22 protein-coding genes and 1 other RNA gene are annotated in these 18,353 nt (G+C 62.0%); 10 read left to right on the top strand and 13 right to left on the bottom strand.

Translation table 11 applies throughout. The features are described from left to right. Positions 1-74: 74 nt before the first annotated feature. The gene (gene recR / locus PYR71_RS04700) at positions 75-680 is read right to left on the bottom strand and encodes a recombination mediator RecR (protein WP_183919153.1); all 606 of its coding nucleotides are present in this window, start codon (positions 678-680) and stop codon (positions 75-77) included. 57 nt (positions 681-737) lie between these two features. Here recR and PYR71_RS04695 point away from each other — a divergent pair, with 57 nt between their 5' ends. Beyond that, positions 738-1,355 carry an MOSC domain-containing protein gene (locus tag PYR71_RS04695; protein ID WP_183919154.1) on the top strand — a complete coding sequence of 206 codons (618 nt, stop codon included), beginning with the start codon at positions 738-740 and terminating at the stop codon, positions 1,353-1,355. An 84-nt stretch (positions 1,356-1,439) separates the two neighbouring features. Here the strand turns inward: PYR71_RS04695 and PYR71_RS04690 are convergent, their stop codons facing one another. The 3 genes from PYR71_RS04690 to ffs form a co-directional block, all read right to left on the bottom strand. Further along, entirely contained in the window at positions 1,440-1,763 is a 324-nt protein-coding gene (locus PYR71_RS04690) for a YbaB/EbfC family nucleoid-associated protein (protein ID WP_183919155.1), read from the bottom strand. Between the two features lie 22 nt (positions 1,764-1,785). Next, positions 1,786-3,657: a DNA polymerase III subunit gamma/tau gene (locus tag PYR71_RS04685; protein WP_275618397.1), complete on the bottom strand. Its 1,872-nt coding sequence runs from the start codon at positions 3,655-3,657 to the stop codon at positions 1,786-1,788. Between the two features lie 44 nt (positions 3,658-3,701). Then, positions 3,702-3,798: signal recognition particle sRNA small type (gene ffs, locus PYR71_RS04680), an RNA gene on the bottom strand. 88 nt (positions 3,799-3,886) lie between these two features. On the opposite strand from ffs, the gene PYR71_RS04675 reads away from it, so the two are divergent. From PYR71_RS04675 to PYR71_RS04655, 5 genes are all read left to right on the top strand, one after another. Then, positions 3,887-4,297, top strand: a complete 411-nt coding sequence (locus tag PYR71_RS04675; protein ID WP_183919157.1) for an HIT domain-containing protein — start codon at positions 3,887-3,889, stop codon at positions 4,295-4,297. Then, positions 4,294-5,253 (top strand): NAD(+) diphosphatase, encoded by a 960-nt coding sequence (gene nudC / locus PYR71_RS04670; protein WP_275618396.1) that lies wholly within the window; start codon positions 4,294-4,296, stop codon positions 5,251-5,253. Before PYR71_RS04675 ends, nudC begins: the two co-directional genes overlap by 4 nt. A 4-nt stretch (positions 5,254-5,257) precedes the next feature. Further along, on the top strand, positions 5,258-5,953 hold the full coding sequence (locus PYR71_RS04665) for a helix-turn-helix transcriptional regulator (RefSeq protein ID WP_183919159.1): 696 nt from the start codon (positions 5,258-5,260) through the stop codon (positions 5,951-5,953). Between the two features lie 72 nt (positions 5,954-6,025). After that, positions 6,026-6,286: a hypothetical protein gene (locus PYR71_RS04660; protein ID WP_275618395.1), complete on the top strand. Its 261-nt coding sequence runs from the start codon at positions 6,026-6,028 to the stop codon at positions 6,284-6,286. 124 nt (positions 6,287-6,410) lie between these two features. Continuing rightward, positions 6,411-6,779, top strand: coding sequence for a VOC family protein (locus PYR71_RS04655; RefSeq protein ID WP_183919161.1), 369 nt, complete (start codon positions 6,411-6,413; stop codon positions 6,777-6,779). Between the two features lie 67 nt (positions 6,780-6,846). On the opposite strand, the gene PYR71_RS04650 is transcribed toward PYR71_RS04655, so the two are convergent. Together PYR71_RS04650 and PYR71_RS04645 are read right to left on the bottom strand one after the other, a co-directional pair. After that, positions 6,847-7,701 (bottom strand): prephenate dehydratase, encoded by an 855-nt coding sequence (locus PYR71_RS04650; protein WP_183919162.1) that lies wholly within the window; start codon positions 7,699-7,701, stop codon positions 6,847-6,849. A gap of 10 nt (positions 7,702-7,711) precedes the next feature. Further along, positions 7,712-8,467: a 3-deoxy-manno-octulosonate cytidylyltransferase gene (locus PYR71_RS04645; protein WP_275618394.1), complete on the bottom strand. Its 756-nt coding sequence runs from the start codon at positions 8,465-8,467 to the stop codon at positions 7,712-7,714. A gap of 153 nt (positions 8,468-8,620) precedes the next feature. Between PYR71_RS04645 and PYR71_RS04640 the strand changes: the two genes are divergently transcribed. Continuing rightward, positions 8,621-9,184 carry a c-type cytochrome gene (locus PYR71_RS04640; RefSeq protein WP_183919164.1) on the top strand — a complete coding sequence of 188 codons (564 nt, stop codon included), beginning with the start codon at positions 8,621-8,623 and terminating at the stop codon, positions 9,182-9,184. A gap of 69 nt (positions 9,185-9,253) precedes the next feature. Here the strand turns inward: PYR71_RS04640 and PYR71_RS04635 are convergent, their stop codons facing one another. Next, on the bottom strand, positions 9,254-10,201 hold the full coding sequence (locus PYR71_RS04635; RefSeq protein WP_183919165.1) for an AEC family transporter: 948 nt from the start codon (positions 10,199-10,201) through the stop codon (positions 9,254-9,256). Between the two features lie 418 nt (positions 10,202-10,619). On the opposite strand from PYR71_RS04635, the gene PYR71_RS04630 reads away from it, so the two are divergent. Next, positions 10,620-11,612 carry an adenosine kinase gene (locus PYR71_RS04630; protein ID WP_183919166.1) on the top strand — a complete coding sequence of 331 codons (993 nt, stop codon included), beginning with the start codon at positions 10,620-10,622 and terminating at the stop codon, positions 11,610-11,612. Here the strand turns inward: PYR71_RS04630 and PYR71_RS04625 are convergent. Continuing rightward, positions 11,605-12,144 (bottom strand): SH3 domain-containing protein, encoded by a 540-nt coding sequence (locus PYR71_RS04625; RefSeq protein ID WP_183919167.1) that lies wholly within the window; start codon positions 12,142-12,144, stop codon positions 11,605-11,607. The genes PYR71_RS04630 and PYR71_RS04625 overlap by 8 nt on opposite strands. A gap of 184 nt (positions 12,145-12,328) precedes the next feature. Between PYR71_RS04625 and PYR71_RS04620 the strand changes: the two genes are divergently transcribed. Continuing rightward, positions 12,329-13,330, top strand: coding sequence for a 2-hydroxyacid dehydrogenase (locus PYR71_RS04620; protein ID WP_275618393.1), 1,002 nt, complete (start codon positions 12,329-12,331; stop codon positions 13,328-13,330). A 21-nt stretch (positions 13,331-13,351) separates the two neighbouring features. On the opposite strand, the gene PYR71_RS04615 is transcribed toward PYR71_RS04620, so the two are convergent. Genes PYR71_RS04615 through recF form a run of 3 tightly spaced genes read right to left on the bottom strand, consistent with a single transcriptional unit; the run spans position 13,352 to position 15,776 of the window. Next, the gene (locus tag PYR71_RS04615; RefSeq protein ID WP_275618392.1) at positions 13,352-13,840 is read right to left on the bottom strand and encodes a GNAT family N-acetyltransferase; all 489 of its coding nucleotides are present in this window, start codon (positions 13,838-13,840) and stop codon (positions 13,352-13,354) included. Continuing rightward, positions 13,837-14,655, bottom strand: coding sequence for a molybdopterin-synthase adenylyltransferase MoeB (locus PYR71_RS04610; protein ID WP_183919170.1), 819 nt, complete (start codon positions 14,653-14,655; stop codon positions 13,837-13,839). The genes PYR71_RS04615 and PYR71_RS04610 overlap by 4 nt, the downstream gene beginning before the upstream one ends. Continuing rightward, a complete protein-coding gene (gene recF / locus PYR71_RS04605; protein ID WP_183919171.1) occupies positions 14,652-15,776 on the bottom strand; it encodes a DNA replication/repair protein RecF in 1,125 nt (374 codons plus the stop codon). The genes PYR71_RS04610 and recF overlap by 4 nt, the downstream gene beginning before the upstream one ends. 399 nt (positions 15,777-16,175) lie before the next feature. On the opposite strand from recF, the gene PYR71_RS04600 reads away from it, so the two are divergent. Then, a complete protein-coding gene (locus tag PYR71_RS04600) occupies positions 16,176-16,544 on the top strand; it encodes a helix-turn-helix domain-containing protein (RefSeq protein ID WP_097608092.1) in 369 nt (122 codons plus the stop codon). Positions 16,545-16,661: 117 nt separating this feature from the next. On the opposite strand, the gene PYR71_RS04595 is transcribed toward PYR71_RS04600, so the two are convergent. Together PYR71_RS04595 and dnaJ are read right to left on the bottom strand one after the other, a co-directional pair. Beyond that, positions 16,662-16,862: a hypothetical protein gene (locus PYR71_RS04595; protein ID WP_183919172.1), complete on the bottom strand. Its 201-nt coding sequence runs from the start codon at positions 16,860-16,862 to the stop codon at positions 16,662-16,664. 330 nt (positions 16,863-17,192) lie between these two features. Beyond that, on the bottom strand, positions 17,193-18,320 hold the full coding sequence (dnaJ, locus tag PYR71_RS04590) for a molecular chaperone DnaJ (RefSeq protein ID WP_004672627.1): 1,128 nt from the start codon (positions 18,318-18,320) through the stop codon (positions 17,193-17,195). Positions 18,321-18,353 lie beyond the last annotated feature (33 nt).

The raw sequence follows: 18,353 nt of genomic DNA, 5'->3' as shown, positions 1-18,353 counted from the left end.
TTGCCGATCTCCCCCCTTTTGGCGGAGATGCCCGGCAAGGCAGAGGGGGGTGTGGCGCCGCATATACAAACCCCTCATATTACCGTCCGCGCCCGAAGGGCCGCCGCCAGCGTGCCCTCATCGAGATAGTCGAGCTCACCGCCGACCGGTACGCCATGCGCCAGCCGCGTGATCTTCACATCGAGCCCCTGCAACTGATCGGTGATGTAATGCGCCGTTGTCTGCCCCTCGACGGTGGCGTTGACGGCGATGATCAGTTCGCGGATGCCGCCGTCGCCGATCCGATCGATTAGCCCGCGAATGTTGAGGTCATCAGGTCCGATCCCGTCGAGTGGCGACAGCGTGCCGCCGAGCACGTGGTAGGCGGCGTTCATCGCGCCCGCCCGCTCCAACGCCCAGAGGTCCGACACGTCTTCGACGACGATGATGACGGATTGATCACGCTGCGTGTCGGTGCAGACGGTGCAGGGGTCGACCGTATCGACATTGCCGCAGCGCGAGCAGATCTTCACCTTGTCATAGGCTTCGCCCATCGCGTTCGAGAGCGGCCCGAGCAACTGGTCCTTCTTCTTGATCAGATGCAGCGCCGCCCGGCGGGCCGAGCGCGGCCCGAGGCCCGGCACCTTCGCCAGAAGCTGGATGAGTTTTTCGATTTCGGGGCCGGTGACTCGTTTTGCCATGCGCCGTTCTTAGCTGATATGCAACGAAAACGGAATCGCGGAAGGATCGGCCGTCCCATGAAAATACTGGCGCTCTGCACCGCCACTCCGGAGCGGCTGCCCGGCAAGAGCTACAAGACCGGCATCTTCAAACACGCCGTCAACGGCGCCGTGATGATCGATGCCGAGGGACTGGTCGGCGACGCGATCTGCAACCGCAAACACCATGGCGGCGTCGATCAGGCTGTCTATATCGAGGGCTCGCTGACGCTTGACTGGTGGGCAAACGAGATCGGCCGGCCCTATGAGCCCGGCGCCTTCGGCGAAAACATGCTGATTTCGGATCTGGACAACCGCGATGTTGCCGTCGGTGACCGCTTCATATCAGGCGATCTCGTCCTCGAAGTCACAGCATGCCGCATCCCCTGCGCCACCTTCGCAGCCAGGATGGCCGATCCGAAATTCGTCAAGCGCTATACCGATGCCGCCCGCCCCGGCATCTATTGTCGCGTCATCCGCAGCGGCATCGCCGAAGCCGGAATGCCGGTGGAGCATCAGTCTTTTGGCGGCGACAAAGTCACAATGCCGGAGCTGATGGAAAATTTCGGTCGAAGGCTTTCGGAGGCCGACCGGGCGCGATATCTCGCTGCCCCTATTCACTACAAGCTGCGAGCGATGTTGGAAGCGCAGCGTTAGGCGCCAGTTTCACCTGTGCATCGCGAACGCGATTGTCACATCGCCCATCGCAACAGCGGTGAAATGGAAGAGCGATTGCCTGGATTAAAACGGCAGCTTGAAGCCGGGCGGGATCGGCAGGCCGGCGGTCAGCGCCTTGGTCTTTTCGGCGGCGAGCGCTTCGGCCTTGTCCTTGGCGTCCTTGTGGGCGGCGACGATCAGGTCCTCGAGGATCTCAACATCGTCTTCCTTGAACAGCGACGGATCGATCTTCAGGCTCTTCAGGTCGCCCTTGCCTGAGATGACGACGGTGACGAGGCCGCCGCCGGCCTTGCCTTCGGCCGAGAGCTCGGCGATCTCCGCCTGCATCTGCTCCATCTTGGCCTGCATTTCCTTGACTTTGCCCATCATGCCCATGATGTCGCGCATCGTCTCGCTCCTTCTTGAAACTCTAGAATTCTATGTCGTCGCCCGGCAGGATGTCGCCTTCTTCGGATTCGGCGGCGGCAGGCGGTGTCGCCTCTTCCGCTTCCTCCTCCGGCGTCGGCGCCCTGATGCGCACGTCGATAATCTTGGCGCCCGGAAACTGCGCAAGAATAGCCGCGACATCGGGGTCCTGGCGCGCATCGCTGACCCGCTGTTGCTGCGCCTTGGCTTCCGCCTCCACCATCGTCGGCCCGCCTTCTTCGCGGCTGGTGCTGACGATCCAGTGGATGCCTGTCCATTCCTTCAGTTTGACGGCAAGCTCGTTCAGCAGCGTGCCTGGCGCGCCCTCGGTGAGGTTCACGTCCAGCCGCCCGGGCTCGATGCGCACGGGCCGCACGAAGTTGCGCACCAGCGCCTTCAGCTTGACGTCCCGCTTTTCGGCCGCGAGGTCGACGATATCGCCGATCGAATTGACTGGGACCAGCGGTTTCGGCGCTTCAACCGGCTTCGTCTCGACGCGGCCGATTGTCTGCGGTTCCGGATTGGGGACGGCGCGCAGCATCGCGGTCGGCCCTGAGGGCGGCAACCGCGGTGTCGGCTCCGGCGCCCGCGCCGCGCCGCTGCTCTGATAGGGAACCCGTGTTCCGTTGCCGCTACCGCCGCCGGAAGGCGGGGAGGAGGGGCGCGCGCCGGCACCGTCGCCGGAAAATTCGGCAAGCCGCCGCGCCGCATCCTCGGGCGCCGGCAGATGCGCGGCATGCGCCAGCCGGATCAGCACCATTTCGGCCGCCCCTGCCGTGCGCGACGAGCCTTCCGTTTCCGGAATCCCCTTCAGCAGCATCTGCCAGATGCGCGACAGCGTCGTCACCGCCACACCCTTGGCGAACTCCGCCGCCTTGGTGCGTTCAATTTCGCTGAGGGAGGGGTCGTTTGCCGCATCCGGCACATATTTCAGCCGCGTCACCAGATGGGTGAAATCGGCAAGATCGGTTAGCACGACCACCGGATTGGCGCCGGCCTCGTACTGGCTCTGGAATTCTCCGAGGGCGCCGGCGACATCGCCTTTGACGATATGCTGGAAGAGATCGACGATCCGGGCGCGATCGGCAAGGCCGAGCATGCCGCGCACGGCTTCGGCCTGAACGGCGCCGGCGCCATGGGCGATCGCCTGATCGAGCAGCGACAGGCCATCGCGCGCCGAGCCTTCGGCAGCGCGTGCGATCATCGCCAGCGCGTCCGCTTCCGCCTCGATACCTTCCTTGGCAGCAATCGTCGTAAACAGCCCGACGAGGTCCGAGGCGCTGATGCGGCGCAGGTCGAAGCGCTGGCAGCGCGACAGCACGGTGATCGGCACCTTGCGGATTTCGGTGGTGGCGAAGATGAATTTCACATGTTCCGGCGGCTCTTCCAACGTCTTCAACAAACCGTTGAAGGCCTGCGTCGACAGCATGTGCACTTCGTCGATGATATAGACCTTGTAGCGCGCCGAAACCGGCCGGTAGCGCACCTGCTCGATGATCTCTCTTATATCGTCGATGCCGGTATGGGAGGCGGCATCCATTTCGATCACGTCGACATGGCGGCCTTCCATGATCGCCTGGCAATGTTCGCCGGGTACGTGCAGGTCGATCGTCGGCTTGTCGATCTCTGCCGTCTTGTAATTCAGCGCCCGCGCCAGGATGCGCGCCGTCGTCGTCTTGCCGACACCGCGTACGCCGGTCAGCATATAGGCCTGCGCGATGCGGCCAGTCTCGAAGGCGTTGGTCAGCGTGCGGACCATCGGCTCCTGGCCGACCATCAGGTCCGTGAAATCCTTGGGGCGGTATTTGCGAGCCAGCACCCGGTATCCGGTGCCCGTCGAGGCGGCATCTTTTGATTGTCGCTCGGTGTCGCTCATCGCCCTGCTTGTCGCCCGGATGCCGGGCACTTCGTAAAGAGAAGGTGGGAGGCTGGCACGATGACCCGTGCCGGGCTCGTTAGGGCTGCTTCCTTCCGGACCTGACCCGGTTGGCGAGTGGCTCGTCCACCACCAACCTCCCAGATGCACATATCGGCAATATCGTCATCAAAAGCAAGCCAACATGATAAAAAACTGCTAGTCCTTGGAAAAGACAGGAGGAATGCCCTTGAACGGCTTTATGCTCGACCCCCGGCTGGAAAACGACAGCACCAGCGTCATGGTCACGGGCCTCTGTGATCTGAGATTGTCGAGAGATGCCCGCTGGCCCTGGCTCATTCTCGTGCCGCGCCGAGCCGATATCACCGAAATCTTCGAGCTGACGCCGCTCGACCAGGTGCTGCTCGCTTTCGAGACGGAGCTCACCGCCAAGGCGCTCAAAGAGATCACCGGCGCGACAAAAATCAATATCGGGGCTCTTGGCAACATCGTCCGCCAGCTTCATGTTCATGTCATTGCCCGCTTCGAAGGCGATGCCAACTGGCCGGGTCCCGTCTGGGGTTTCGGGCGGGCAGAGCCCTACGAGGACGGAAGGAGAGACGAATTGACAGCGAAGCTGCGGGAAACCCTTTCATCATGAGCCATTCGCTTTTTGATTCGGATGTGCCGCATCCGGAACCCAGCAATCTCACGGCCTTTGCCGGCAACGACCTCAATCGCGATTCCGAACATCGCGACGAACACTCCGTCGAAAAGGCGCTGGCGAGGGAAGGTACGCATATTTTCGCCTTCGCCAACGACAAGCTGGTGCTGAAGCATGACGGCCAGGTGCTCGATCCGCTTTTTGCCCGCTACGAGCTGCAGGAGCTTCGGCCGAATTGGGACGAGACGGTGCTTCTCGGCTATCGAAAGACCGGCGAGCCCCGCCTCGCCGTTCCCGTCGGCATCGACGTCGAGGATCTCGCCAGCCAGTACAAGCCCGCCGACGGCCGCACGCTGTTTCGCGAGATGCTGATCGATGAGGTGTTGCTCGGCGAATTCGCCCAGGCTGCAAGCCTCATTCGCTGGAACGGCGATAATCGCTTCTGCGGCCGCTGCGGCGCGGCGATGGAAATTCATATCGGCGGTTACAAGCGTGTCTGTGCCGCCTGCGAGCACATGATCTTTCCCCGCACCGATCCCGTCGTCATCATGCTGACGGTTGATGAGAGCCGCGACCTCTGCCTGCTCGGCCGCAGTCCGCATTTTGCGCCGGGCATGTATTCCTGTCTTGCTGGCTTTGTCGAACCCGGAGAGACCATCGAGAACGCTGTGCGCCGCGAAACGCTGGAAGAGTCAGGCATCCGCACCGGCCGTATCCGCTATCACGCCTCGCAGCCCTGGCCGATGCCGCATTCGCTGATGATCGGCTGTTACGCGGAGGCGAAATCCACCGAGATCAAGCGCGATGAGACGGAGCTCGAGGATTGCCGCTGGTTCACCCGCGAGGAAACGCTCGAGATGCTGGAGCGCCCAGGCGCCAACGGCAAGGCCTCGCCGCCGAAAGGCGCGATCGCCCACCGCCTGATGCGCGACTGGGTGGAGTGGAAGCGCTAGTGCCATGCCGGTCGCCCGTTCGGAACGGCTCCTGACGCTGCTCCAAACGCTTCGGCGTTATCGCAGGCCGGTGACCGGCACTGTGCTCGCTCAGGAGACCGGCGTCAGCCTGCGGACCCTCTATCGCGATATCGCCAGCCTGCAGGCCCAGGGCGCGATGATCGAAGGCGAAGCCGGCCTTGGCTATGTGCTGAAGCCCGGTTTCATGCTGCCGCCGATGATGTTTTCCGAGGAAGAACTGGAAGCTCTGGTGCTCGGCTCGCGCTGGGTCGCCCGCGCCGCCGAGCCGCGCCTTGCCGGCGCCGGTGCCGATGCACTGGCCAAGATCGCTGCCGTACTGCCGGCCGATTTGCGTGAGATGATCGATTCGGCCGCTCTTTTCGTCGGCCCCAAACGCCGCGATGAGGATAGCGCAGATGTTTCGGCTATCCGCAGGGCGATCCGGCTGGAGCGTATTCTCGAACTGCATTACGGCGACGAGCAGGGCCGGATCTCGCGCCGCCGCGTCTGGCCTTTCGCGCTCGGCTATTTCGAGCACGTGCGCGTCCTCATGGCCTGGTGCGAGTTGCGCCAGGATTTTCGCCATTTCCGCACCGATCGCATCATCGACATGGCACTGCATGAGGTGCGTTATCCGCGCCGCCGCACGGTGCTTCTCAAGGAGTGGCGCGAGACGCAGGACGTGCCGATCGAAAGGTGATCGCTGCTGCCATAAACTGTCAGCAGTTGGCGTTATGATCAGTCTCAATCCATTACGGAAGGAGTACTGATCATGGTAACGCCTCCAATCATTCAGCAGGCCGGCGACCGCTTCGCCACCAATAGCTTTGCCGACATTATTTCGGCCGAAACTTTCGCTGATGGCCGGCAGTCGGTCCGCTTCGGCCTGCTGCAGTTCGCCATCGGCCTTTTCCAGATCTGCGGGGGAAGCCGCCCCAAACTCGACGTTCAGGCGACACCTGACTACATGAAGCGCGACCTCGGCTTCATGGACGGGCGCAACCCGCGCCATGAAGACCGTTTCCCGCTCTAAGCCGCTTCATCATCGACATTCCGCCCGACAAAACCGGGCGTTGCCTCGGCAACGCCCGCCGCATCCTCCTGTCTTATATTGGCAGCAGGGGCTCATCAGCATGTCACACCAAGGGAGAGCCGAAATGACCAGCCCCAATCTGATTATCCTTTACGTCAAGGATCCCGGCGAGAGCGCCGGCTTTTACCGAAACCTCCTGAACCGCGAACCGGCTGTGGAGGCGCCGAATTTCGTCGCCTTTCCGCTGGATGGCGGTTTCACCCTCGGCCTTTGGCGGCGCAGCAAGGTCGAGCCGCAACCCTCCGCCATCGGCAATCGCGGCGAAGTGGCCTTCATGGTGGCGGGGGAAAATGCCGTCGCCAAGCAATACGAGGACTGGCGCCAGCGGGGCCTGCCGATCGCCCAGGAGCTGACCGAGCTGGATTTTGGCCCGACCTTCGTCGTGCTTGATCCCGATGGCCATCGGTTGCGGGTTTGTGAGCCGGATAAATAATACGTGCGAGGTCTGTTCATGCACGTCGCCGGAAGTATCAGCTCCCGGCGACGTGCACAACAAAGAGCTAAAGCAGGCCTCGCATCGCATGCCCCTTGTAGACGCCGAGGATCCGGACCTTCTCGGAGAAGAATCGCAGTTCCTCCAAGGCTCGGCGAACGTTCGGATCGTTCGGATGGCCTTCGATATCGGCGTAGAACTGCGTCGCCACGAATTTTCCGCCGAGCTGGTAGCTTTCCAGTTTCGTCATGTTGATGTTGTTGGTGGCAAAGCCGCCGAGCGCCTTGTAGAGCGCGGCCGGAATATTGCGGACGTTGAACACGAAGGTGGTGACGACCTTTTCTTCCGCCGAATTGCGCTGCGCCCATTCCTCGTCACGCGAGAGCACGACGAAGCGGGTGACGTTGTTTTCCGTATCCTCGACATTTTCGGCGACGATCTCGAGCCCGTAGAGATCGGCGGCAAGGCGCGGCGCGAGCGCGGCCATCGTCCGGTCGCCGGTTTCCTTCACGAGCTTGGCCGCCCCGGCCGTATCGCCGGCGATGACGGGCTTCCAGCCATGGGCGCGCACGATCTTGCGGCACTGGCCGAGCGCATGGATATGACTGTGCACTGTGCGGATTTCGTCCTTGGTCACTCCGGGCAGCACCATCAGCTGGAAGCGGATCGGCATAAAATATTCGCCGATGATGTGCAGCCGCGATTCCGGCAGCAAGTGATGGATATCGGCAACGCGGCCGGCAATGGTGTTTTCGATCGGGATCATGGCGATATCGGCGTCGCCGTTGTCGACGGCGGTGAACGCATCCTCGAACGTCTGGCACGGCAGCGGTTCCATGGTCGGAAACATGTCGCGGCTGGCCATGTCGGAATTCGCGCCGAACTCGCCTTGGAAGGCGATCCTGTTGGTCTTGATGTTCATGATGGTTCCGTCAGTTCGACTTTGCGGAGAGGATGCGCCGCGCCTTTTCAAGGTCGGCGGGAGTATCGACACCGAGCGGAACCGTGTCAACGATCTCCACGTCGATGCGCATACCGGCCTCCAGCGCCCGCAGCTGCTCCAGCGATTCGCGCCTCTCGAGCGTCGATGGGCCGAGCGAGACAAATCGCTCCAGCGCCGCACGCCGATAGGCATATAGGCCGATATGGTGATAGAGCGGCCCCTTGCCGTAAGGTGCTGTCGCGCGCGTGAAGTAGAGGGCGTGCAGACGGGTGTCGGAGACGGGCGAACCGACGATCTTGACGATATGCGACGCGGTCTTGTCGTCCTCATCGTCGATTTCGGTCGTCAGCGTGCCGATATCGACCGCCTCGTTCTCGAGCGGGCGAAGAGCCGCGCGCACGGTTTCCGCATCGATCGTCGGCAGGTCGCCCTGGACGTTGACGATGATTTTCGCTTTCCCGTCCGGATCGACGTTGGTCAGCGCTTCGAAGATGCGGTCGGAACCCGATTGATGGTCACTGCTGGTCATGACGACGTCGAAGCCGGCGGCAGAAACGGCATCGAACACCTGTTGATCGTCGACGGCGACGACCACGCGGCCGATGGCTGCCTCTTTGGCGCGCATCGCCACCTGCACGATCATCGGCAGTCCGCAAATATCGGCGAGCGGCTTGCCCGGAAGCCGGGTGGAGGCCATGCGTGCCGGGATCAATACCAGCACCTCGTCTAAATTTGAATCACTCATGGTTCGGGCCTTCTATTCCGGGCTGAAAAGTGTCAAAAAGTCTCACGCATAAGACCATTTAGACAGTTGCAACGATCAGTCAAAAGACATAGGTTCCGCGCGATTTCAAGATGGTCCGGTTCTGGTCTGCCGGCTGCAAGGGGAGCATTGCAGATGAATTCATACGTCAATACGGCCGTGGGAGCGCTGCTCGGAACGATTTTCGTTCTGATGTCGGTCTCCATCGCGTCCGAGGGGATCTTCCATTCCGAAGCGCCGGAAAAGGAAGGTTTCGCGATCGTTGCCGAAGAGGCGCCCGCCGCCGGCGGCGAAGCTGCGCCTGCCGCTGCCGTTCCGATCGCGCAATTGCTCGCTTCTGCAGATGCCAAGGCCGGTGAAGCGGTCTTCAAGAAGTGTCAGGCCTGTCATGACGGCACCAAAGGGGGGCCGAACAAGGTCGGTCCTAACCTCTTTGGTGTCGTAGATCGCCCGATCGCCTCGCATGAAGGCTTCGCCTATTCCGCTGCCATGAAGGATTTTTCCAAGGGCAGCAGCGAGAAGTGGACCTTCGAGAACCTCAACAAGTTCCTGCTGGCGCCGAAGAAGGATGTGCCGGGCACTGCGATGGGCTTCGCAGGCCTGGCGAAGGATCAGGACCGCGCCAACGTCATCCTCTACCTGCACACGCTTTCCGATTCGCCGGTGCCGCTGCCGGATCCGAAAACCGCGACGCAGTAAAGCGAAGCGCCATTGCATGACCATCGAAGCCCGGCCAAAAGCCGGGCTTTTGTTGTTGATGGCGCAGGTTCAGGCGCCGAGGAAATAAGCCCAGAGCGAAACGGTGATGGCGCCGAGCGCCGTCGTCACTGAGATCGTCGAGGCGGCGAGGCTGTGCCCGACGCCGAAACGATTGGCGATCAGCCAGGCATTGACGCCTGTCGGCACGGAGGAGGTCAGCACGATCGCCGCCGTCCATTCTGGGCTGAGACCGAGGAGACGACTCGCCGTCCAGACGCAGCCGGGCAGCAGCAGCAGCTTGAGACTTGAGGTGACGCTGGCGATGCCGAGATTGCCGGAGACGCCGTATCTCTCCAGCGCCATGCCGAGCGAAATCAGCGCCGCCGGACCGGCTATGCCCGCGATCTGGCCGACGACCGATGCCACCGCAGTCGGCATGGTGAGGCCGGAAAGATGCATGGCCATGCCGGCCGCAAGGCCGATCACCAGCGGATTGCGAATGAGATTGATGGCGATCTGGCGCAGCACGAAGACCATGCTGCGGTCGCTTTTGCCGGCGATCTTTCGTTCGGCGTGCTCCATCAAAACCGTGCCGGCGACCATCATCACGGGCAAATGCACGGCAAGCAGGATCGACAACGCCACCAGCCCTTCGTCACCAATGGTCCGCTGGACGAGCGGCAGTCCGATGAAAACATTGTTGGCGAAGGCCGAGGAAACGCCGGCCAGCACGCCGATCCGTTCGTCGCGGTTAAACAGGCGGGTGGCGGCGACATGGCCGGCCGTCCAGGTGATGGCGACGCCGGAGAAATAGACGATCCAGAGCCGGAAGGGTGAAGCGCCATGGAAATCCGCCTCGGCGATGGTGCGGAAGAGCAATAGCGGCACGGCAATCTTGAAGACGAATTCGCTGAGCGCATCGCCGACATTTGATGCCATCAAGCCGCTGCGAACGATTACCCAGCCGATGAGGATCAGGATGAAGATGGGAAGGACGTCGAGAATGATGGCTGACATGAGGGAGGATGCTCTGCGGGGAGGGAGTATCCGAGGTCTAGCAGCAAAAGGTGGCGTTGAAAACGCAATCAGTATCAAGCCGCGGATGGAGTGTATCCACACGCAAAAAAAGCGGGCATGGCCCGCTTTTCCGCTCCGGCCTTGCCGGATATCCGGATCGCGAAGCTGCCAGTTCATCCGTGGTCAGCACCGCGCCGGTAAGATCGAAGGGATCATCCCTCGTCGCCCGGCTACAACCGAAAGCTGCTCATACCGGTCTTCTGGCGAGCATTTGTAGGTTTCGAAAATGACAGGGGCATGACGAATAAGCGGCACTTTTGCGAAGAATAGAGACGCCTTTCACCATTTATCCTTCCAAACGGCGGAAATTTCGCTAAGACCGAACCCCTGATATCACAAATCCGGGACTCCCCATTTCATGACTAGATTCGATGTTCTGACAGTCGGCAACGCGATCGTGGATATCATTGCCCGCTGCGACGACCAGTTCCTCATTGATAACAAGATCACCAAGGCGGCGATGAACCTCATCGATGCCGAGCGCGCCGAACTTCTGTATTCGCGCATGGGGCCGGCACTCGAAGCCTCCGGCGGCAGCGCCGGCAATACGGCGGCCGGCGTCGCGAATCTCGGCGGCAAGGCTGCCTATTTCGGTAATGTCGCCGCAGATCAGCTCGGCGACATTTTCACCCACGACATTCGCGCCCAGGGCGTCCACTATCAGACCCGTCCCAAGGGCGCCTTCCCGCCGACGGCGCGTTCGATGATCTTCGTCACCGAAGACGGCGAACGTTCGATGAATACCTATCTCGGCGCCTGCGTCGAACTCGGCCCTGAGGACGTCGAGGCCGATGTCGTTGCCGACGCCAAGGTCACCTATTTCGAAGGTTATCTCTGGGATCCGCCGCGGGCCAAGGAGGCTATTCGCGACTGCGCCCGCATCGCCCATGAAAACGGCCGCGAAATGTCGATGACGCTGTCCGACAGTTTCTGCGTCGACCGTTATCGCGGCGAGTTCCTCGATCTGATGCGCTCCGGCACGGTCGATATCGTCTTCGCCAATCGCCAGGAAGCGCTGTCGCTTTACGAGACCGAAGACTTCGAAGAGGCGCTGAACAGGATTGCCGCCGACTGCAAGATCGCCGCCGTGACGATGAGCGAGCATGGCGCCGTCATCCTGAAGGGCCGCGAGCGTTATTACGTCGATGCGATCCGGATCAGGGAAGTTGTGGACACCACCGGCGCCGGCGACCTTTTTGCCTCCGGCTTCCTCTACGGCTATACGCAGGGACGGTCCCTGGAAGATTGCGGCAAGCTCGGCTGCCTCGCTGCCGGCATTGTCATCCAGCAGATCGGCCCGCGTCCGATGACCTCGCTCAACGAAGCCGCCAAGCAGGCAGGGCTTATTTGAAGGCTTCGCCGGGATAGGCGCCCCAGATTTCTGATTGTGCCACCCAACCGGTGGCGCCGTCGGTTTCGGCGCGGCACCAGTCGCCGTTGCATTCGCCGATCGTCAGCATCACGCCGGGTTCCAGCTTGGCGATGATCGAGGCGGAGGGCTGCGCCTCGCGACGCAGGTTGACGAAGACGCCCTTGCCCTTCGTCTTCATCCAGGGCGCGGCGATCGCCGCGCGCTGGCCGGAGAGCAGCGACTGGTTGACCCAGCCTTCGGTGCCGTCGGCATCACGGATGCGGCGCCAGTTGTCGTATTCCTGGATGATTTCCACCGGCAGGCCGGATTTCAGATACATCCATGAAACCGCGTAATCCGTTCCCGGGCCGATGCGCAGGTTGACGCGCTTGGATTTCAGCGTGACGAAGCGCGGTAATGGCAGGCCGCTCGGTCCCTTGGCCGCCTGAGCATGGGCAAATTCGACGGGGCCGAGCGATGCGGCCAGAGCGATCGCGAAGGCGAGACAGGACTTCAGGACTTTGCTGCGCATGGAAGCTTCCGTTTGCTCGAATTCACGGGCAGGCTCGCCTGCACGCTGTCCGGGTTGTGATATTCGCCGGCTGCACCACGAGTTTTGTTTGTCTTCGCGTGCGGGTCTGGTAGAAATTGCCCGGAATGAGAAAATTATCACCCCTCTTGGTTAAAGACCTCTGAACAAGGCACCGCAGGCAGCCATGACAGCGAAGAAAAAACCGAAGGTCTACATCACCCGCAAGCTGCCCGATGCCGTCGAAACCCGCATGCGCGAGCTCTTCGACGCCGAGCTGAACATCGATGACGCGCCGCGCTCCGTGCCCGAACTTGTCGCCGCGGTCCGCACCGCCGACGTGCTGGTGCCGACGGTCACCGATCGCATCGACGCGGCGTTGATCGATGCGGCCGGCCCGCAGATGAAGCTGATTGCGAGCTTCTCCAACGGCACCGACCATATCGATGTCGAGGCGGCGGCGCGCAAGGGCATCACCGTCACCAACACGCCGAACGTCCTGACCGAGGACACCGCCGACATGACGATGGCGCTCATTCTCGCGGTGCCGAGACGGCTCGGCGAAGGGGCGCGGGTGCTGACCGACAAGCCGGGCGAGTGGGCCGGCTGGTCTCCAACCTGGATGCTCGGCCGGCGCATTCACGGCAAGCGCATCGGCATCGTCGGCATGGGTCGCATCGGCACGGCGGTCGCACGCCGCGCCAAGTCTTTCGGCCTTTCGATCCATTACCACAACCGAAAGCGTGTTAATCCGGCCGTCGAGGACGAGTTGGAGGCGACCTATTGGGAAAGCCTCGACCAGATGCTCGCCCGCGTCGACATCGTCTCGGTCAATTGCCCGTCGACGCCGGCAACCTTTCATCTGATCTCGGCACGTCGCCTCGCGCTGCTGCAGCCGACCGCCTATCTCGTCAACACCGCCCGCGGCGACGTGGTCGACGAAAGCGCGCTGATCAAAAGCCTGAGGGAGGGCAAGATCGCCGGCGCCGGCCTCGACGTCTTCGAAAACGAACCGGCCGTCAACCCGAAGCTCGTCAAGCTCGCCAATGAGGGCAAGGTCGTGCTGCTGCCGCATATGAGCTCGGCGACGATCGAAGGCCGCATCGATATGGGCGATAAGGTGATCATCAATATCCGCACCTTCATCGACGGCCACAGGCCGCCGAACCGGGTGCTGCCCGGGCGTTGAAGGCCGCCGCGTCGGGCCGCTTCAGACGGCGCGAATCGCTGGCGCAAGGACCTTCCGCATCTCGATAAAGGTCGTCCTGGCAAAACCGGGATGGGCCTTATCGGCGGTTTTCGAAAATCCCCAGGCGGCAAAGACGGCGTGATTGTCGGTAAGCTCGATCCGTGTCTCCAGCCGCAAGGCGGCAAGGCCGAGCGCTGAAGCCGTGTCCTCCGCGATCGCTAACAACCGCCGGCCGAGGCCCTGGCCTTGCGCCGCCGGCAGAACGGCAAGCTTGCCGACATAGAGGCAATCGGCCTCCGGTCGCAGGAAAATGCAACCGATCAGGCGGCCATCGTCGATCGCGACATGGCCGATCTCGGCTTCGGCCTTTGCTGCCAGCGCTCGCGCTGTCAGATTGAGTGCCGACGATGGCGGGTCGATCTTGCCATTCATCGAGGCGAAGGCGGTCAGGATGAGAGTGAGCAGCTCGTCCCAGCGCGTGAAGCTCGCGTCGAGGCGGATGATCGTCATCCCGCCTGCCTCGCGCGGCGGCGCTTATAACGCACCGTTTCGAAGCGCGCCGACAGAGCGTCGTAAAGCAGAAGCCGCCCGACCAGCGGTTCGCCGGCTCCGGTGACGAGCTTGATTGCCTCCATTGCCATCATCGTGCCGATGACGCCGGTGAGCGCGCCGATAATGCCGGCTTCGGCGCAGGAAGGGATCAGTCCAGCCGGAGGGGCCTCGGGAAACAGGTCGCGGTAGCCCGGGTTGAGCATCCCGTCCTCGGCCGTCTCATAGGGTTTCATTACCGTCAGCGAACCGTCGAAACGACCGACGGCGCCGGTGACGAGCGGGATACGCGCCTCTTCCGCCGCGTCGGCGGCAGCATAACGTGTATCGAAATTGTCGGAGCCGTCGATCAGGAGGTCGAAGCCGGACAATTGACGGCGGGCGGTGTCCTGAGAGAAGCGCTCCTCGAAGCGGACGAGCCGGATATGCGGGTTGAGTCTCGCGATCGCCAAGGCGGCGCTCTCCGTCTTCAGCTCGCCGATCGTGCCGGAATCATGGATCACTTGGCGCTGCAGGTTCGAGAGGGAAACCCGGTCGTCGTCGACGATGCCGAGCGTGCCGACGCCGGCCGCGGCCAGATATTGCAGGATCGGCGCACCGAGGCCGCCGGCGCCGATTACCAGCACGCGGGCGGCCTTCAGCTTCTGCTGGCCCGCGCCGCCGATTTCAGGGAGCAGGATGTGGCGGTGATAGCGTGCGATTTCATCAGGGCTGAGCGGTTCCATGGTGGTGACCTTATCATAGCGCCCGACGCCGGGAAAAGCCGCCTCCGTCATTCGAACACCCGGCCATCGGCCACGGTGAAGACCTGCGCCCTGTCGCCCAGCGCCGAGAACATCGCGCGATCCGTGCCCGTCATGAAAGCCTGGCCGCCCAGGCCGTCGATGAGGTCAAACAGTGCGGCGCGGCGACCCTCGTCGAGATGCGCCGCAATCTCGTCGAGCAGCAGGATCGGCGCGTGGCCGGTGAGATTGCCGACCAGCCGGGCATGGGCAAGCACCAGGCCGACGAGCAGCGCTTTCTGCTCACCGGTCGAGCAACGCTCCGCCTCCATCGCCTTTTCGCGGTGGTGGACGATGAGATCGGCCCGGTGCGGCCCGTCCAGCGTGCGCCCCGCGCCGGCATCCCGATACCGGCTCTCCGCCAGCATCGCCGCATATTCGTCCTCGAGATCGACCGAGGGGCGAGAGAACTGGCCGTCCATGAAGCCTGAAAGCTGCAGCGATGCCGAAGGGAAGGGCGAGTTCTCCGGCCTTTCCTCGATCAGCCGGGTGAGCAGGCCGAGCATTTCCTGTCGGGCGAGCGCCATGGCAATGCCGAGGCTTGCCATTTGCTCCTCGATGCCGGCAAGCCAGGAAGGGTCGAAACGGCCTTCATCAAGCAATTTGTTGCGGCTGCGCATGGCGCGCTCGAAATCGCTGGCGCGGCGGCCATGGGCGGGATCGAGCGACAGCACCAGCCGGTCGAGAAAGCGTCGGCGGTCAGAGGAGGCGCCGGTAAAGAGCCCGTCCATCGCCGGTGTCAGCCAGAGAAGGCGCAGATGGTCTGTCAGTTCGTCGGCAGTTTTTGCCGCGGTACCGTTTATCCGCAGCCTGCGGGTGGTGGTCTCCTCCCCCGCGTCAATGCCGGTGCCGATCTCGACTTCGCCCTCCATGCCGTCAAGCGCGGCAAAGATCGAAAAACCGCCGGCCGCGCCGACGCGGGTAATATCGCTATAGGCGGCGCGGCGAAGCCCCCGGCCCGGCGAAAGCAGCGAGACCGCCTCCATGAGATTGGTCTTGCCCGCACCGTTGTTTCCCGTCAGTACCGCATGCCGGCCGTCGAGGATGAGGCTCACCGCAGCATAGTTACGGAAGTCTGTCAGCTTTAGACGGGAAAGAGAAACCTTGTGCGGCATCGCATGTCCGGGCTTGTGAAGCCTGACAGCTATGCCGAAGCGGCGTCGATAGCAAGTCTTGCGGCTCGGCTGCCACGGATCACGCGTAAAATACCTGGGCGGTATTTCCGCATGGTCGCGTCAATGAGGCTCTGATTCCGGAACCGTGCGGTACTTTTTCTGACATTTCCCCAAAAATACAACCGCGTCGAAGCGACCCGCCATCGCGTCCTCAGCCGCCGACAGCCATCGATATTGCTCACACCGCCTGGATACTAAGGGCTTTGCCTCATTGTTTCGAGGCCGCTGACGTAACGTAATGCCCAGAAAAAAGACGGTTGAATTTTGCAACTAGACGGTTGAGTTATGCGGCCGAAACGTTATGGTAAACAAACCGTTTGCGTATGAGAGAATGACGAAGTGCCAGATCCGGTTGATATTATCGTTGGTCGCAACATAAGACAGCTTCGCGCCCTTCGCCGGGTTTCCCAGCTCGAACTTGGTGAAGCCCTTGGACTGACCTTCCAGCAGATTCAGAAATACGAAAAGGGGACGAACCGCGTTTCCGCCAGCAAATTGCACCAGATCGCGGTTTTTCTCGATGTCGAAATCTCGGTTCTTTTCGAGGGCGCCGACATGCCGCAATTCGGCAGCCGCATTGAGCTCAGCCCTGACGCCTATGCGCTTGCCCTGAGTTACGACAAGCTGAATTCACCGGCAGGCAAGGAAGCAGTCAAAACCATTCTCACGCTCATAAGCAGTGGGCAGGCTGCCGAAACCGCCGCGTGATTCCGCCAGGAAATCACCTTTATCGCAACCAATACGATCTGCTTAAGCTTCGCGCTTGGGCAAGCCACTGCATGAACACTGGGGGCGCCGCACAGCCGTTCGCGTTCGTTAGACTTTTCAGTGAAATTCACGCTCGTGCAATGCCGTCAGCAGCTCGTCCTGCGTCTGGTGGCCGGCGTGATACAGGTCGATCGCGATACTGGCGATCGAAAGGCCCTGCTGGCTGCGAAGCTTGATGTTGCGCTCGGCGCACCATGTGTAAATGGCGCCGGCGAGAACGTCGACATCGTCGTGCTGAGAGGAGAAGGCTGGCGCCATGGTAGTTACTCTTGCTCTGGTTATTCCCCGACGGAACGCCGCCGCCCGCAGGAGGGCTAAGGACGCTCCATCAATCTATCTGCGCCTGATCCATAGGCCGATTCCGGTCCTCGGATTATTCGCTGGCGACAGAGACTGAATTCATTTGGAAAACTTGCAAGCGCCATTATCCGGCTGCGTTAACGCAAGTCGACTTACGTTTCGTCGCCGTCTCAATGCGGCACAATTCGCCCGACATATCCGGTGAATGTGCCAAAACGGGTCGTCGCTGTGACGAGAAAAGCCGGGGACGCGTGCCCCGGCTTTTGAAACGGCAATCCGGATCGCGGCTTAGCCTTCGAAGAATTCCTTCATCCGGGCAAAGAAGCCCGTCGATTCCGGATTGTTCTCCTTGGAGGAAATCTGCTCGAATTCCTGCAGCAGCTCGCGCTGGCGTTTGGTCAGCTTTTGCGGTGTCTCGATCTGGATCTGGATGTAGAGGTCGCCCGTCTGCGCCGAACGCAGCACCGGCATGCCCTTGCTCTTGAGGCGAAATTGTTTGCCCGCCTGCGTGCCCTCAGGCACGGTCACCCGCGATTTGGTGCCGTCAAGCGTCGCCACGTCGAAGGTCCCGCCGAGAGCCGCCGTCGTCATCGAGATGGGGACGGCGCAATAGAGATCGGCTCCGTCGCGCTGGTAGAATTCATGCGGCTTTACCGACAGGAAAATATAGAGATCGCCCGCTGGTCCGCCGCGAGCGCCGGCTTCGCCCTCGCCCTGCAGGCGGATGCGCGTACCATCTTCGATGCCGGCGGGAATGTTGACCGAAAGCGAACGCTCCTCCGTCACCCGGCCCTGGCCATGGCACTTCGGGCAGGGATCGGGAATGATCTGACCGCGGCCGTGGCAGGTCGGGCAGGTCCGCTCGATCGAGAAGAAGCCCTGAGCGGCGCGCACGCGACCCGACCCCTGGCAGGTGCCGCAATTCTTCGGCTGCGTGCCGGGCTTGGCGCCCGATCCCGAACAGACATCGCAGGTGATCGAGGTGGGAACGCGGATCTGCGCCGTCTTTCCAGAAAAGGCCTCTTCCAGCGTTATTTCCATATTGTAGCGAAGATCGGCGCCGCGCTCGCGCCCGCCCGATGAGCGCTGGCGCGCCCGTCCGCCACCCATCATCTCGCCGAAAATATCCTCGAAAATGTCGGAGAAGCCGCCGCCAGCAAAACCGCCGCCACCGCCGCCCATGCCGCCGTGCTCGAAGGCCGCATGGCCGTAGCGATCATAGGCTGCCCGCTTCTGCGGGTCCTTGAGCATCTCGTAGGCTTCGTTGATTTCCTTGAACTTCCGCTCGGCGTCCTTGTCATCCGGGTTCTTGTCCGGATGGTATTTCATCGCCAGCTTTCGGAAGGCGCTCTTCAGCTCTTTCTCGTCCGCCGACTTGGCTACACCCAGAGTTTCGTAAAAGTCCGCTTTTGCCATTAAGGATTAAACCCCGGAAATGGATTTCCGGCT

The sequence above is a fragment of the Rhizobium mulingense genome (assembly GCF_029194105.1).
Classification (GTDB): Bacteria; Pseudomonadota; Alphaproteobacteria; order Rhizobiales; family Rhizobiaceae; genus Rhizobium; species Rhizobium mulingense.
Note: the sequence above shows the minus strand (reverse complement) of the source record. Positions and strands in the feature narration are given on the sequence as shown.